Genomic DNA, 16,102 nt, shown 5'->3' on the forward strand with positions numbered 1-16,102 from the left:
GCTTAGCAGAACGACGCGCCTGAGCCCATATCTTTCGATTTTTGACCTAGACCATTAACTTAAGCTGGGCTTAACCCATCTGGATTTTAGATGTGCTAAAATAAAGAACAATAATAGACGTCAGATGAGGCTGGAAAGTCACGAATGACGGGTAACGGAGGTGGTTTTATGCGTACGACTAGTCGAATGGAAAGGTACCATTCAGCAGAATCTGAAGAGCCACAACAGCCAAGCCCAACCAATTATCAACGGCGGCCAGCTTTAGGTCGGTGGGCAGCGTTTCTGGTTCTCCTGTTGACGGTTGCCGTTGGCTTGCGGCTAACGCTTTTCAACCCTAACTATGTTGCCGGTGTGGTTTCACGCTCCACGACGGGAGAAAAGGTTATGGCCAATGTGAATAGTGATCTGGATAATTTAGGCGTGTCGGGTGATCCGGTCACGGCGGCGGTCATTCAACCATACTTGGAACAGGGAATCGCGCAACTATATGGTCAGAGTGTCACGACGCCAGACAGTTCGGCCTTGTCGACTGCCATCACGACCCAAGCACAAACGTTAGGCGTGACGGCCAGTGCAACTTTGGTGAATAAGGTTGCCAATCAGGCCGAAAAAAGGGCGGTGGCAGCGTTTCAGACGCCGACCATGCAGACAGCCGGTTGGAAGATTCAACGCGCTCAGCGGCTTGATTTTTGGCTATTGGTAGCAACGTTACTCCTACTGGTGGTCACCACCATCTATACCTTTGGTGTGCACCACTTCTTTGGGAGCCTAGGGCCAGGGCTGACTCTGGGTGGAATCATGGCCGCAATCGTTGGAGTCGTTGGCTTCTTGGTTGCGCCAGCCGTAGTGACAGCGACGACCACAACACTTACCAGTCTCCTGACTTCGGTGATCCGTAGTGGCCTGGGTGTCGTCATTTTTGCCGGCGGCGCGGAGTTCGTCATTGGCCTAGTCGTGTTACTCGGCCACCGAACATTTCGGAAAAACTAAACGGCAATGATGATTGTTGGGATGAACTGGTACAAAGCTAAGTTAAACTAAGAATTTGTGGGGTCTGGGACACAATGGTTCCAGACTCTTTTTGGTACCTCCAATTTTGTATTGCTGAAACGTGGACCAAAAGGCAGCTGACTCCGCTTAAACCTGATAACCAAACAATCCAAGCCCGGGATTATTCGGTTATCAGCCTTAATGCTCGTCAGCTAACCGCCTTTTGGTCCACTCTCATTTTAAAGGGGGTTCATCGCGTACGACTGCTAACGATAATCCACTTTCAAAGTTGATTCCCGATGGTAATGTTAAGGGCCTAACCCCCGATCCCCAGTTAGAAATTCGTGGTGTTGAGTGACTTCGGGACTAAAATACGTGCGAAGTGAATGTTCTAAGGTTGAATTTTTTTCATGATTAAAGCAGTGTGTCGTGCAAAATGAGAACTGGGGTCTACATGCGGTAAACACAGCTCTCGTGGCAGTATTTGAGGGGGAGTCAGAGAATATGCGAGAAAAAAAGACAACCAGTATGCAGCGAAACGAGCGGCAGTGGGCGGCATTAGCGTTTGCCACGGCGGCAATTGGAATTGGGGTACTGGCCACCGGGCCGATAGAAGGGGCGCAGGCCGCAACGATTCCGTCAGCGAGTGCGGCTAGCAGTGCAGCGGCAACGTCGCCAGCATCAAGTGGGCTAACGGTAATCAGTGCGGCGACTCAGGTTGTGGCTCCAGCTGTGGCGTCCACGGCTAGTCAAGCCGCAGTCCCCGCCAGTTCAGCGGCTTCAGCGACGAGTGCGGCCAGTTCAGTCGCTGGTGTGACGTCCTCATCAGCGGAAAATAGTCAGGAAACTACGACTGCTGGGACGTCAGCCGCCACTAGTGGTCAGTCATCCGCAGCTAGTTCCGCGGCAACAGCCACGCTCGGATCAACAGCAGCAACGTCTGAATCGACAGCATCCGCAACGACGAGTGCGGTATTTGACTGGCAAACGGACGAGACGACCGGTACGGCGACTATTATGGGGGTCAATCAGGCTGTCAGTGGAACACTACGCCTGCCATCAACATACGTATCGAATGGTAAGACCTATCAAGTCACGTCGATCGGCACGGGAGCATTCGCGGCACAGACCGGCTTCACCACCGGCCTAACGGGAGTCGTCTTTAACAGTGGGTTACAAACGATTGGCGACTCGGCGTTTGCTTACCTGGACAATTTAAAAACGGCTGACTTTACGGCTGATCAGTCGTTAACGACGGTGGGGAGTCAGGCTTTCGTTGGCACCGGGTTGACGCAGATTGCGTTACCAAGTCAGGTGACGACGATTGGGAGTGACGCGTTTAAATACGTTGGTGGGGTTACAAATTTACAGTTACCGGCGAATTTGGTTAGTTTGGGTACGGGAGCCTTTTCGGAAGATTCCAATCTAACAACGGTTGACCTTGCGCCGGCGACTGCCCTGGCGACCATCGGCAGTGAGGCCTTTGCCGGAGATGGCCTGACGACGTTGACCATTCCAGCCACGGTACAAGACATTGGTGCGGGGGCATTTATGACGGACCAACAGTTGACGACCGTGAATTTTGCGGCGACTAGTCAGTTAGCAACGATTGAGAATTCGGCGTTCATGTATGACACCGCGCTCAAATCGTTGACCTTGCCGGATAGCGTGCAGACGATTGGAGACCAAGCTTTTCTATCCGATCAAAGTTTACAAGCGGTCACACTGGGGGATGACGTGTTAACCATTGGCAACAATGCCTTCACCTATGACGGCGGGTTAACCACACTGCATTTGAGTCGTGCCACACAACTGATTGCGATTGGGGATGGCGCGTTTGAGTATGCTGGCATCACGGGAGCGTTGACGTTACCCGCTAGTGTGCAGACGTTGGGAGACCTAGCGTTTGCCGGTAATCACGTGACCACATTGAATTTGGACGGCGCCTTACAGAACTTGGGTAACGACGTCTTTGGCAGCAATCAGTTGGCACAGATTACCGGACCAACGCTGCCAGGGTTAGCACAAAATCAATTTGTGACGATCTTCGCCGATCCCCATGAGTTAACGTTAGCGGACCTTTTAACTGTGAAATTAGGGCAACTGACGCCGGCCGATGTGACGGTCTCGGATGTGACTAATGCCACATATCAAAATGGGCAATTCACGGTGACACCGGGGCAAACGAGTTTCACATTCAACTGGTCGTTAGCAAATACTGATGGCGCGATTGTCTATGCCGGTCAGGCAACGGTGGATTTAAGCAATCCGGCGATCAAGGCCATCAATTCAACGGTGCTAGCGGGAAGCGCTTGGCAACCGGCCGATAATTTCGTCAGTGCCACTGCGCCTGACCATTCGGCAGTCCCACTAAGTGCAGTGACGGTCACGGGCACCGTGAATACGGCGGTTGTCGGGACGTACCCGATTACCTACAGTTATCAGGATGCTAGTAGCACGGTTACAGTGACGGTTACGAAACGGTCGGGAACGTATCAGTTAGTTGGTGCGCCACAAGTCGTTTACACCGGTCAGCAGCCAACACTGGTGCCAACGGATTATCAAGTTGAGTTGCCTGATGGGCAGACGTATACGCCACAACTTGGTGATCTAACCACGGCGGCCACGGCCGCTGTGGGAACTTACCCAGTAACACTGACGACGGCTGGAATTGCTCATTTACAGGCTTTACCCGAGTCAAATATCTATAACTGGACGTTGAGTGGTCAGGGGAGCTTACAGGTTGTTCCAGCACCAGTCACACTCACTGTTAGCAATGAAACCGAGGTAGCTGGGGCCACTGAACCACTGTTGACTGTCAATGTAAGCGGTCTCCCAGCTAATGGTGTGCCGCTAAACTATACCGTCCAGCGTGTGGATGGAGAAGCGGTGGGGACGTATCCCATTACGGTAGCCTTAGGAGCCAATCCTGATTATGCCGTGACGGTGATCAATGGCGTATTAACCATTACGCCGACGCCAGTGACGCCCCCATTGCAATCATCTGCTGCCAGTGGGGCAATAGCGTCGAGTTCCGCGGCCAGTGTGGCAACAAGTTCGGTAGCACCAGCGTCAAGTGCAGCGGTGGCTTCGAGTTCTTCAACGCCCACTGAGCCGAGTTCCGCGGCTAGTGTAGCAACGAGTTCCGCAGCGCCAGCGTCAAGCGCGGCAGTGTCTTCAAGCTCCGCAACGCCGACTAAACCGAGTTCCGCGGCCAGTGCAGCAACAAGCTCGTCAGCACCAGCGTCAAGCGCAGCGGTGTCCTCGAGCTCCGCAACGTCCGCTGAGCCGAGTTCAGCAACGAGTTCCGCATCGCCAGCGTCAAGCGCGGCAGTGTCTTCAAGCTCCGCAATGCCGACTAAACCGAGTTCAGCGGCCAGCACAGCAACGAGCTCCGCAACTAGTATGGTAACGAGTGTCGCATCATCAGCCACTAGTTCGGCGTCAACCGCCGCTAAGCCAGCTTCTAGCTCAGCTTCAACGAGTGAGTCGGCGGTAGCAGTTGACCCGGCGCCGGCAGTGGTACAGCCAGGTAGTGCGGCAGACAGTGCGATGGCGCCAGCTAGTTCTAGTGCACCTGATCGGACCGGTGAGACCCACACGGTAACGGGGGATGTCGCTGTACCCGCTACTACCAAAAAGTCCGGTCAACCAGAAACACTTCACGTCGCGGTTGACCGCGTCACTGGCAAGAAGTCGCCGGCTAAGCAGCAAACAGTCGTGCGGGCGAGCGCTAAGGATTTGGCAGTGAAGGGAACGCAACCTGATAGAGTTACGCGACTAAAGGAAAAGACGACACCAACGGCCACGCAACAACGTTTACCTCAGTCCGTAAGGCAAACAGCTTTGCCGCAGACGGGAGAAAAGTCCACGGCAAGTTGGTCAATAGTAGGCGTTCTGTTAGGAATTCTGAGTGTACTAGGATTTCGCCGGCGCCGTGACTAAGTCAAATTGAGAAAGAGAAAAAGGCACCACCCGGTAAGTCCAATTGAGGACTCGTGGGTGATGCCTTTTGAGATTAAAATATTACATGAGGATCTTGGAAAGGAAGTCTTGTGCCCGTTCCGTTTGGGGATTGCCGAAGAAGGCTTCTGGCGTGTTGTTTTCTTGAATATAGCCATCAGCCATGAACCAGACGCGGTCGGCAACGGACTTGGCGAAGCCCATTTCATGGGTTACCACGACCATCGTCATTCCTTGGTTGGCCAGCTCTTGCATCACGTTCAGCACTTCACCGACCATTTCGGGGTCAAGGGCTGAGGTGGGTTCGTCAAACAGCATGACTTTAGGATCCATTGCTAAGGCGCGAGCAATGGCGACCCGTTGTGCTTGACCACCGGAGAGGCTACTAGGGAAGGCGTCAGCATGGTCATCTAGGTTGACTTGCTTCAGGAGTTCGTGAGCCCGCTTGGTAGCTGCTGCGTCGTCGATACCCTTGACCTTCATTGGGGCCAATTTGATATTTTCCAGCACGGTCATGTTCGGGAAGAGGTTGAAGCCTTGGAACACCATACCCATTTCTTCTCTAAGCTCGTTGACGCGCTTGGTATCCAGAGTGGTCAAATTTTCACCGTCAAAGTCAACTTCGCCGCTCGTTGGGGTTTCCAAGAGGTTGAGGCAACGTAAGAACGTACTTTTCCCACCGCCGGAAGGGCCAATGACAACGATGACTTGTCCGGGGTCGACTTGTTCCGTGATATCCTTTAAGACTTCATTTTTGCCGAAGTTTTTCGCGAGATTTTTAACCTCGATGATTGGTTTAGTCATGTTGCATTCTCCTTTCGAAGTAGTTCAGAATCCGAGAAGCGGTAAACGTCAAGATGAAGTAGAGCACCATGATGACGGCGATAGGAGCCACGCCTCGGTAAGTGTCGGAACGAACGATGTTGCTTTGGAAGATTAATTCGGAGACCCCGATGATGGAGACGATGGAACTGTCCTTGATCAAGGTAATAAATTCATTTCCAAGTGATGGCCAGATATTCTTGAGGGCCTGTGGTAAAACGACGAAACGCATGGTCTTTCCACTGGACATCCCCAAGCTTCTAGCGGCTTCCGTTTGGCCGTCATCCACGGAGTTGATCCCACCACGGATGTATTCGGCAACGTAAGCCCCGGAATTCAGCGAGATTGCAATGATCCCGGAAGTTAATGCGGGGAGGTTAACGATCAAGCCCAGCCCGAAGTAAACGAACATAACTTGAACCATCATTGGCGTGCCCCGGATAAATTCAACGTAGGCGGTAGCTAACCAACGCAAACCAGTCTTGATGGCGCCACCTTGACTCATCCGCGCAAGGGCCAAGATGACCCCGATGATGAAACCGAAGAAGACGGAACAAACGGTGATAATCAATGTGTATTCAATCCCCGTCAGGAAGGCTTTCCAGTAGTGGAACATGCTGGTATTGACGGTGTTAGTCTTAAGGTATTTCCCGGCGGCGGGGAGGTATGTCTTGTTGACCAAGTTTTGTTTCTTGATTTGGTCAACGGACTTGTTAGCGGCGGCAACCAGGGCAGTTGAGCCCTTCTTGAAGGCCACGGAAGCACTGGTGTCGGAAGCGCTCAGGTTGAAGTCACTAGGGATAGCAGCCAATTCCTTGTTGTTCGCCACGTAGGCTTGGGCGGAAGGCTTTTCCATAGCAACCCCTTGAATCTTGTGACTCTGGAGGGCTAGAATCAGGTCGGACACGGAGGTCATTCCCTTAACGGTCGTCCCACTCGTTTGTTTCTTGGATTCGTTATACATGGTCGACCCGGTCTGAGCACCGATAGTCTTGTTGACGAAGGAATCTTTGTTCTTATAAATACCCTTGTCACTCTTATTGATAACGATACTGTACCCACCTTGATAGTAGGTATGCGTGAAGTCAACGTTCTTTCTCCGGGCCGGCGTTGGGTTCATCCCGGAGATGACCATGTCGACCTTACCCGTTTGCAGGGCGACCAGCAGGGAATCAAAGGACATGGATTTGACGACTAACTTAACGCCCATGTCCTTGGCAATCTTTTCCCCAACGGCCACGTCCATACCGACGATTTTCGTCTTGCCGTGGACCGTAGCTTGGAATTCGTAAGGGGGGTAATCGGGCGAGGTCCCCATGACCAACGTCCCTTTCTTCTGAACCTTCGACAGCGATGTGTCAGTGGCGGCGTTGGCCGTCGTGGTGGTCATTGCGGTGAACCCGGTGACCAGCGCTAACACGAGCGCGAAGAATAATACCAATCTCTTTTTCATATCCTGACTCCTCTATATATAAGTTGTTGTCCTTGATTATAGTGGCAGTTGTGTATTTATACAAGGATTATTTTAAAAAACGCCATTTTATACATAAAATATTCGAATAAACAGTGGCTAAATCCCTTGGTACATGGTAACTGGTGTAATTAATATACATTTTATGATGAATAAGAGAATTTTCAAGCTTGCTAATTGAATGAATTGAAAGTAAGTGCTAACATGTATAGTGTCTGTTTTATACGGATATCTAAAAAATTTTAGAAAAGAGGAGTTACGATGTCAGGACATTCTAAATGGCATAACATCCAGGGCCGGAAAAATGCTCAGGATGCAAAACGTGGAAAAATCTTCCAAAAAATCTCACGTGATTTGTACCAAGCTGCAAAAGCAGGTGGTCCTGATCCCGACGGTAACCCTCAACTTCGTTTGGAAATGGACAAGGCGCGGGCAGCTAACATGCCTAAAGACAACATCAAGCGGGCTTTGGATAAAGCTTCTGGTCTTGGTGGCGCCAAGTTCGAAGAAATTACCTACGAAGGCTACGGTCCAGCCGGGACAGCGATCATGGTTGCTGCCTTAACGGATAACAAGAACCGGACGGCTGCGGCTGTTCGTTCTGCCTTCACGCATCATGGTGGCGCATTAGGTGCAGCAGGTTCCGTTTCTTACATGTTTGATCGGAAGGGTTACATTGTAATCTTACGTGATGGCTTGGATACGGATGAAGATACGATGTTGATGGATGCTTTAGACGCCGGGGCGGACGACATGGAAACCACGGACGACGAATTCAAAATCTACACGGACTCAACTAGTGAAATCAGTACGCGTGACGCCTTACAAGCTAAGGGTTACAAGTTAGATACTGCTGAAGTTCGGATGTTCCCACAAAACACGACTGAAGTACCAGAAGCCAAGGCTTCTCAATACCAAGGCCTGATTGAAGAACTTGAAGACAACGATGACGTTTCCGATATTTATGAAGCTGCCGTTTTACCTGAAAACGTTGAATAGTAGTTCTGAAAGAAGATTCCTGCGGGGGTCTTCTTTTTTTTTGCTTTTTTTTGAAAAAAATAAAATATCCGGCGTTCTTTTACGGAGTTAACTTAAAGCGACGCGGGAGGTAGCGACGGTGATTAAACCATTCATTGAAAAATTGTTAGCACAAGCAATCGATCAGCAGGTCAGTGACATTTATGTGGTGCCGCATCAAGCGGGGTACCAGATTCGTTTTAGACGGCTACAGACCGTATCTGTCTGGGAAACGGTCCCGTTGGTAACGGGACTTCAGGTGATGACTTATTTTAAATTTCATGCGGATATGGCCGTTAGTGAGAACCGGCGGCCGCAGGTGGGGGCGTTGACTTGGACGCACGAGCAGTTGCCAGTAGAGCTGCGATTCTCTACGGTGGGCGACTATGCTGGTCAAGAATCCTTGGTGATTCGACTGATCTATCCGTATACGGCAACGCAAACCGCCTATTTGGTGCCCCAGCAAGCGACGATTTTGACTCAATTGGCGGGACAGCGGGGACTTATGGTGTTCGCGGGACCGACTGGCGCCGGCAAGACCACGACCATGTACGCTACGGCGAGCCGGTTGAGTGCGACGGCCTTAGTGTTGACGATTGAGGACCCCGTTGAGATCAAGGAGGCCCGATTTATCCAGTTACAGGTCAATCCGGCAGCGGGGATGACCTATGCCGACTTGATCAAGGTGGGGTTACGCCATCGTCCGGATGTCTTCATTATTGGCGAGATCCGTGATCAAGTGACGGCCCAAGCGGCGGTCCGCGCGGCACTGAGTGGGCACCTGGTCTTGACGACCGTTCATGCGCGGAGTGCGGCGGGAACAGTGGCACGACTGACCGAACTGGGGGTCTCACTACAGCAGCTCCAGCAGGTCTTAACGGCGGCCTGTTATCAGCGATTGATTCCACGGATGGCGCAACCACCTGCCGTGTTATTGGATATTCTAACCGAGAAAACGATTTGGGATGCGGCCAGTCAGACAACGGAAGGGTGGCGACAGGCACTTGATGAAGCAGTTCGTGCGGGAACGATTACGGTTAAAACGCAACGGCATTTTCAGGCGGGATAGGTGGACCTTGGCTCAACAGGCGCAGTTTTGCCGCCTCTTAGCGGATCAATTGCAGAGTGGCTTTTCGTTAAAACAGGCGGTCCATTTTATTTGTGTCGTCGCTAATGGTTTGCCAAATGAAGTGGTTGATTTGGAGCGTCGCTTGGCTGCCGGGGCAGATTTTGTGGGGGTAGTGGCACCATATCTTCAGGCCAACGTCTATTTTCAGCTAAAACTGATGACGAGATATGGTGAACTGGCGCCGGCTCTCGACCAAGCGGCCACACTCTTACAATTGATGGCGACGCAACGTCGGCGACTTCACCAGTTGCTTGTTTATCCAGTGGGATTGCTGGCCAGTATGGCGCTGGTGTTTGTGACGTTACGGGTGGTGATCTTGCCACAGTTACAACAGGAACTGGGCCATGGCGGCGTGCTAACTAATGGTTGGCGAACCTATCTCATGGTGGGGGGTGGTCTATTAATGGTCGTGATTGGCACGTTAGGTTGGCGCTGGTGGTACCGTCAATCGAGTCTGTTGCGGGCCAAGTGGGTGTTGCATTGGCCGGTGGTGGGACACCTCTTTCGGGCCTACTACGCGTACTATTTAACGCTTAACCTGAGTCAGATGGTGCGCAGCGGTCTCAGCGTCAAGCAGATGCTGTGCGTGTTAGAACAGCTACCAGAGCAAGCACTCCTACATCAACTGGCGGCAGTGTTGACCCAGCGCTTATCGGCGGGAGATTCGCCGATCGGTTGGCTACGACACCAGCCCTATATTCCCCTGCAGGTCATTGTTTTCTTACAAAAGGGGAGTACGACAACGCAGCTGGGGCGGGAGTTGACGGCGTATAGTCGCTTACAGTATCAAGAACTGGTTCGTCGTAGTGAGCAAGGGCTAGCCATTGTCCAGCCCTTATTACTCGGTATCGTGGCCCTACTGATCGTGGGAGCTTATTTAAGTCTGCTGTTGCCGATGTATCACAATCTTCTACAGGGGGTCACATAATGCATAGACGACAAGGCTTCACACTGATTGAAATGACGATTGTTCTATTTATTATTTCACTGTTAGTCCTGATCATTTTGCCGAACTTGAATGGCCAACGCCAACGTGCCCAGGGGATTCACCGAGGGGCAATGACCACGGTCGTTCAGGGACAGGTCACGGCGTATATCGACGATTATGTCGCCACGAACCACGTGACGCCCAATGTGACCTATGCCAAGTTGACTGGGAAATATCTGACCGCTGATCAGGTCAAGAGCGCTAAGGCGGAGGGACTCGTCATCGATAAGAATGAAGTGAAACAGGTCAAAGATGGGCAGTAGACGAGGCTTTACGCTCTATGAGACCCTGCTCGTCCTAATGATGGTGACCGGACTGACGATATTAGTGGGATTTAAATCTTCCCAGCAACATCAATTGGTCGTTGAACGAACCTTTTGGCCGGTCTGGCAACAGATGTGGACGGCTGGCCGTCAGTGGGCGATGACCCATCACACAACGGTCAACGTCAGCATTAATGCCCAGCAGCACTTTGTTGCGCTCTATCATGAGCATCGACGGCTGAAATACCTAGAGATTCCGCAGTCATTAGAGCTCATTAACATGAATGGTACGGATGGTAACATTGATGCAGCAGGCGTCGCTCAGGGACGAACGTTAGAATGGTATAGCCATGTTGACAAGCGATGGATTTATCAGACATTTCAAATGGGAGGTGTGATCTTTAATGTTGAGAATGACCCATATCGGCGGCCGTTCTGGGTGGACGCTCCCTGACGCGCTCATCGCCCTAAGCATTGTGGCGTTGACCGTGATCATGGTACAGCAGGTCTTGATGGCAACCCAGAAACAGACGCTGCGGCAAACGCACGCGTTGTTGGCTGCCCGCCGACAGCACGATCAAACACTGGAGCGCTGGTTGGAGCAGCAATGACTAGTCGCCAAGGATTTACGCTTATTGAGACCCTGTTCGCCCTGATACTTACGGCGGGAATGTTTTTACTAGTGTCTGGGACTAATCGAACGTTGACTCGCGGCGTGCAGCAAGATCCTTTGGCGTGGCTACAGGCAATCCAGGTGTTGGAGCGGCCAGGTAAGTATCAATTGGTCAGGACCGCTGGGGATGTTTTGGTCATTAAGGATCATGATCAACGAGGAAAGCAACGTGAAATGAAAGTATTAATGGATAAGAAGGGGGTATTAAAAATGGCGGCGGTATCGGTAAACCATGGCATCCAGGGGTATTACCCACTACTTAGGCAGGTGACGGCGATTCACTGGCAAGATTTGGGGCATGGCGTCGTCAAGCTTAGACTCAAACAGGAGAATTTACCATGGCGAGAAACGCTAGTCGACTTACGCGGCGTCAAGGGTTCTTAACCTTATGGGCTCTTTTATTTCTAACGAGTGTGAGTCTGTTATTGACGTTGGTTTTGGTGGGGCAGGTCGGGCAACGGGAGACGACAACGGCATTGACCAACGATTATCGAACCTCAACGCGACGGGTTCAAAGAGAAATTCGGACACGATACAAGTGGTCTAGTTGGTGATCAGCCTTAGGATCAGCCGGGGATTAACCATAAAGTTGCTTGAATAAGTCCAGAAAAATCGGTAGTATAGATAGCGGATACAAGTACCATGGAATTTCACAAGGAGGCGAAGCGCGCTGTCACAAGAACAGACTGAAGCGCTATTTAAGGTCTTAGATGAGTCAACAACGACCTTACAAGCAGCGCTAAAGACATCTTACCTAGATGCGTTTATTGAGACTGGGGACAACTTGCTCAATGGTCAGGTCCAGGTGGAAGACGGTCGTCCCGACGACAAGATTGTGGCCCAACTGAGCGATTTGTATGCCCAAGTCGATTGGCAAGGCTTCGATGCCGAGACGGTGCGACGAGCAGTTCAATTAGTGATGCTCAAAGCGATTCGCGTTGACGAGATTCAAGCGAACCACCAGTTGACGCCGGATACGATTGCCTACATCATGGGCTACTTGGTAACTCGGCTGGAAAAGGGCAAGTCACATCTGACCCTATTGGATCTTACGGTAGGGACGGGTAATTTGCTAACGGCAGTGTTATCACAGCTAAAGGAAGTCGTTGCTGGTAAAATCGATGCGTACGGAGTGGATAATGACGACACGTTGTTGGCCATTGCTCAGACGTCAAGTGATTTGCAACGGCTCCCCGTCGAGCTGATTCATCAGGATGCGCTGGAACGGTTACTGGTGCCAGCAAGTGATTTGATCGTGGCGGACTTGCCAATTGGGTATTATCCGGTTGACGAGAACGCCGCTAACTATCAAACCCGCGCGGCTAGTGGTCATTCGTTTGTGCATCATCTGTTGTTAGAACAGGCCGTGAATCAACTGACCCCGGGTGGTATCGGGGTATTCTTGGTTCCTTCTCAACTCTTTCAGACGGAAGAGGCGAAGGGCCTGTTGAAGTGGTTGCCGACCAATGCCTATTTCCAAGGCTTGTTGAACTTACCGAGTGAGCTTTTCATGAACGCCAACGCTCAAAAGGCCATTCTGATTTTACAGAAGCCGGGTGCTGGGGCTAAGCAAGTCGAACAAGTGATGTTGGGAGAGTTCCCTTCATTTAAGAATCAATCAGCGTTTCAAAAGTTTGTTGCGGAAATCGTTCAATGGGAAGAACAAAACCTACTGACGGACCGCGCATAAAAGGAGAAAAAAACCACATGGGAAAATCATTAGCAATTAACGCCGGTAGCTCTACGTTAAAGTTCAAGTTATTCCAAATGCCTGAAGAAGAGGTCATCGCCGAAGGGGCCATTGACCGAATCGGTTTGGGTAACTCATTGGTCGAAATCAAGTATGATAACGGTCAAAAGTACGAAACGCACGAAGACGTTAACGACCACAGTGCCGCTATCCAATTGATGCTGAACCAATTGACTGAGTTGAAGATCATCACTGACTTCAATGAAATCACTGGTATTGGTCACCGGGTCGTTGCCGGGGGTCAAGAATTTAAGGACTCCGCCATCATTGACGATGACGTTCTCCAAAAGATCAAGGACCTATCCGAATACGCGCCATTACACAACCCAGCTGCTGCATTGGGGATCGAAGCATTCAAGAAGATTTTACCTAACGTCTTGAGTGTGGCTGTTTTTGACACGTCCTTCCACACGTCTATGCCACAAGAAAACTACATGTACGCGATCCCTTACGAATACTACGAAAAGTATGGTGCGCGTAAGTATGGTGCCCATGGGACGAGCCACCGTTATGTTGCTGGCCGGGCCGCTGCTATGTTGGGTAAGCCATTGAAGGATTTGAAGCTGATCACGATGCACCTGGGTGCTGGTGGATCAATTACTGCAATCAAGGATGGCAAGTCATTTGACACTTCCATGGGCTTCACGCCACTGGCTGGTATCGAAATGGCAACCCGTTCTGGTGACATTGATGCTTCATTGGTTGCTTACCTGATGGAGAAGCTCAACATCGATAAGCCTAACGACATGATCAATATCTTAAACAAGAAGTCTGGTTTAATCGGGGTTTCAGGTGTGTCTGCGGACATGCGTGACTTGGAAAAGGTCCAAGCTAAGAATCCACGGGCTAAGTTAGCCCGTGACATGTTCATCAACCGAATCGTTCGTTACGTTGGGTCTTACCTGGCTGAATTGGGTGGCGCTGACGCCATCGTCTTCACTGCCGGTGTGGGTGAAAACGACATTATGATCCGCCAAGAAGTTGCTGACAAGCTGTCCTACTTCGGTATCGGTGTCGATCCTGAAAAGAACGACATTCGTGGGGTTGAACGTGATTTGAGTGTTGAAGGCTCAAAGATCAAGACCTTACTGATTCCTACCGACGAAGAGTTAATGATTGTTCGGGACATCGAACGGTTACGTCAAGACAAGTAAAAATTTGTTTTCTGAAGCAGTCTCTACCGCAAGTAGCGGGGGCTGCTTTTTTGTCGTCGCTATGAGAATTCTTTAGTTGAATATATTTCATCTTAATTTTCGATAGGTGAATTAAATGTGACAACCGTGCTGTTTCAAGCTGCTTAGTTTGGCAAACTAACCAGCGTTGGAACTAGCATTCCGGGGCATGGCGAGTATAATGAATTTCAACAAAGGGGAGATTAAGATGAAAGAAAGTCAACCAAATAACAACCAAGAATTATCCCGCGGGTTGAAGAGTCGCCACGTCCAGCTGATTGCACTTGGGGGTACAATCGGGACCGGACTCTTCTTAGGTGCTGGCCAATCGATTCACTTAGCAGGCCCATCTATTTTATTGGCTTACCTAATTACGGGCATCATGTGTTTCCTGCTTATGCGGGCACTGGGCGAACTATTACTGTCCGACTTAAATGTTCACTCTTACATTGATTTTATTCAACGGTACTTGGGCGACAATATGAGCTTCGTCGCCGGCTGGACCTACTGGGTCTGCTGGATCACGATTGCCATGGCAGAAGTCACGGCGGCTGGTCAATACATGCAGTTCTGGTTCCCCCAGTTGCCGCAATGGGTCACGGCACTGGTTTTACTGGGTATTCTGCTCACGCTGAACTCCGTGACGGTCAAAGCCTTTGGGGAAACCGAATTCTGGTTTGCCATCATTAAGATCGTGGCGATCATCGCTTTAATCTTAGCTGGGGCCTACATGGCGGTCGTTCACTTTCCAACGCCGGCCGGCCATGCCAGTGTGGCTAATCTAGCAAGTGGTGGCTTCTTTGCGAACGGTGCTAAAGGTTTCTTCTTATCGTTCCAGATGGTTCTCTTTAGTTTCGTCGGCATCGAAATGGTGGGGATGACCGCGTCTGAAACGGCCGATCCCAACAAGGTGATCCCTAAGGCCATCAACGAGATCCCAATGCGGATCATCCTGTTCTACTTGGGGTCCTTACTCGCCTTAATGTGCATCTATCCTTGGCAAGCCGTTTCACCGACCAGCAGTCCCTTCGTTCAGGTCTTTAAGAACGTTGGTATCCAGTCTGCGGCGGCGGTCATTAACTTCGTCGTCTTGACGGCGGCCGCCTCGGCCTGCAACAGTTCGCTCTTCACAACGGGACGGATGCTGTTTTCACTGACGTATCGTGGCGAGGGTCGTTTTGCAAAGCACATGGGTAAATTATCCCGGGCGCAAGTTCCCGTTTCGGCACTGCGGTTCTCAACGTTAGTCATTGCCGTTTCGGTCTTCTTGAACTTTATCATTCCGGGTCACGTGTTCGCGTTCGTTTCCAGCGTGGCGACGACCTGCTTCCTCTTTATCTGGGGACTGATCGTGATTGCTCACTTGAAGTACAAGCGCCAGCAAGCTACGTTACCAAATGCAACGGATCACGGGTTCCATATGCCGTTCTTCCCGTTGAGTGACTACGCCATCTTACTGTTCTTGATAATGGTTGCCGCAGTCTTGCTCTTCAGAGTGGACACGCTGATTGCCCTGATGGGGTCAGTTCTGTGGCTAATCGCCTTAAGCGCCGGCAAGTATCTAAAGGATCGCCGGACGGCCGCTGCCATCGGCTCCGAGAATCAACGATAGTCTAAATAGCTAAAGGCTGAAAGTTCTAAAACACCAATCATGCCCGTTCTAGCAACAACAGTGGGGCCAAAACTAGGCAACTTGGTGGATCCTTCGCCTTACCGGCCGGCAGATATGGGCTGGATCGGTGTGAACACAACTTGAAGCCTCGAAAGAGCTGAGTCTCCAAGCTTGGTTTTCTACTAAGCCGGCAAAGAACGCCGACCAAGTAGAACGACGCGCCTGAGCCCATATCTGCCGACCTCTCGGCTT

At 51.0% G+C, this 16,102-nt stretch carries 14 protein-coding genes; 12 read left to right on the top strand and 2 right to left on the bottom strand.

Annotated elements, in window-relative coordinates; genetic code table 11:
- Window positions 1-168 precede the first annotated feature (168 nt).
- Together FC99_RS05670 and FC99_RS05675 are read left to right on the top strand one after the other, a co-directional pair.
- Window positions 169-990 carry a hypothetical protein gene (locus FC99_RS05670; protein ID WP_048732054.1) on the top strand — a complete coding sequence of 274 codons (822 nt, stop codon included), beginning with the start codon at window positions 169-171 and terminating at the stop codon, window positions 988-990.
- 504 nt (window positions 991-1,494) lie between these two features.
- Window positions 1,495-4,935, top strand: a complete 3,441-nt coding sequence (locus FC99_RS05675; RefSeq protein WP_048732052.1) for a leucine-rich repeat protein — start codon at window positions 1,495-1,497, stop codon at window positions 4,933-4,935.
- 81 nt (window positions 4,936-5,016) lie between these two features.
- On the opposite strand, the gene FC99_RS05680 is transcribed toward FC99_RS05675, so the two are convergent.
- Both FC99_RS05680 and FC99_RS05685 read right to left on the bottom strand, forming a co-directional pair.
- Window positions 5,017-5,757 (bottom strand): amino acid ABC transporter ATP-binding protein, encoded by a 741-nt coding sequence (locus FC99_RS05680; RefSeq protein ID WP_048732051.1) that lies wholly within the window; start codon window positions 5,755-5,757, stop codon window positions 5,017-5,019.
- Window positions 5,750-7,228 (bottom strand): ABC transporter substrate-binding protein/permease, encoded by a 1,479-nt coding sequence (locus tag FC99_RS05685; protein WP_048732050.1) that lies wholly within the window; start codon window positions 7,226-7,228, stop codon window positions 5,750-5,752. The genes FC99_RS05680 and FC99_RS05685 overlap by 8 nt, the downstream gene beginning before the upstream one ends.
- 279 nt (window positions 7,229-7,507) lie before the next feature.
- On the opposite strand from FC99_RS05685, the gene FC99_RS05690 reads away from it, so the two are divergent.
- The 10 genes from FC99_RS05690 to FC99_RS05730 all read left to right on the top strand — a co-directional run bounded on the left by FC99_RS05690 (window position 7,508) and on the right by FC99_RS05730 (window position 15,850).
- Complete coding sequence (locus FC99_RS05690; RefSeq protein WP_048732049.1) at window positions 7,508-8,245, top strand: YebC/PmpR family DNA-binding transcriptional regulator; 738 nt, start codon at window positions 7,508-7,510, stop codon at window positions 8,243-8,245.
- 118 nt (window positions 8,246-8,363) lie between these two features.
- Window positions 8,364-9,332 carry a competence type IV pilus ATPase ComGA gene (gene comGA, locus FC99_RS05695; RefSeq protein WP_048732048.1) on the top strand — a complete coding sequence of 323 codons (969 nt, stop codon included), beginning with the start codon at window positions 8,364-8,366 and terminating at the stop codon, window positions 9,330-9,332.
- A 7-nt stretch (window positions 9,333-9,339) separates the two neighbouring features.
- The gene (locus FC99_RS05700) at window positions 9,340-10,320 is read left to right on the top strand and encodes a type II secretion system F family protein (RefSeq protein ID WP_048732046.1); all 981 of its coding nucleotides are present in this window, start codon (window positions 9,340-9,342) and stop codon (window positions 10,318-10,320) included.
- Window positions 10,320-10,643 (top strand): prepilin-type N-terminal cleavage/methylation domain-containing protein, encoded by a 324-nt coding sequence (locus tag FC99_RS05705; RefSeq protein ID WP_048732044.1) that lies wholly within the window; start codon window positions 10,320-10,322, stop codon window positions 10,641-10,643. Before FC99_RS05700 ends, FC99_RS05705 begins: the two co-directional genes overlap by 1 nt.
- Window positions 10,633-11,097 (top strand): type II secretion system protein, encoded by a 465-nt coding sequence (locus FC99_RS05710; RefSeq protein WP_156166871.1) that lies wholly within the window; start codon window positions 10,633-10,635, stop codon window positions 11,095-11,097. Before FC99_RS05705 ends, FC99_RS05710 begins: the two co-directional genes overlap by 11 nt.
- Complete coding sequence (locus FC99_RS13600; protein ID WP_156166870.1) at window positions 11,048-11,254, top strand: type IV pilus modification PilV family protein; 207 nt, start codon at window positions 11,048-11,050, stop codon at window positions 11,252-11,254. The genes FC99_RS05710 and FC99_RS13600 overlap by 50 nt, the downstream gene beginning before the upstream one ends.
- 71 nt (window positions 11,255-11,325) lie before the next feature.
- On the top strand, window positions 11,326-11,700 hold the full coding sequence (locus FC99_RS05715) for a competence protein ComGF (RefSeq protein ID WP_235805868.1): 375 nt from the start codon (window positions 11,326-11,328) through the stop codon (window positions 11,698-11,700).
- 286 nt (window positions 11,701-11,986) lie between these two features.
- Window positions 11,987-13,006, top strand: a complete 1,020-nt coding sequence (locus tag FC99_RS05720; protein WP_048732038.1) for a class I SAM-dependent methyltransferase — start codon at window positions 11,987-11,989, stop codon at window positions 13,004-13,006.
- Between the two features lie 17 nt (window positions 13,007-13,023).
- Window positions 13,024-14,220, top strand: a complete 1,197-nt coding sequence (locus FC99_RS05725; protein WP_048732036.1) for an acetate/propionate family kinase — start codon at window positions 13,024-13,026, stop codon at window positions 14,218-14,220.
- Between the two features lie 226 nt (window positions 14,221-14,446).
- Window positions 14,447-15,850: an amino acid permease gene (locus FC99_RS05730; protein ID WP_048732034.1), complete on the top strand. Its 1,404-nt coding sequence runs from the start codon at window positions 14,447-14,449 to the stop codon at window positions 15,848-15,850.
- The last annotated feature ends 252 nt before the right edge of the window (window positions 15,851-16,102 follow it).

It is taken from the genome of Levilactobacillus koreensis JCM 16448 (assembly GCF_001435525.1).
Lineage (GTDB): Bacteria > Bacillota > Bacilli > Lactobacillales > Lactobacillaceae > Levilactobacillus > Levilactobacillus koreensis.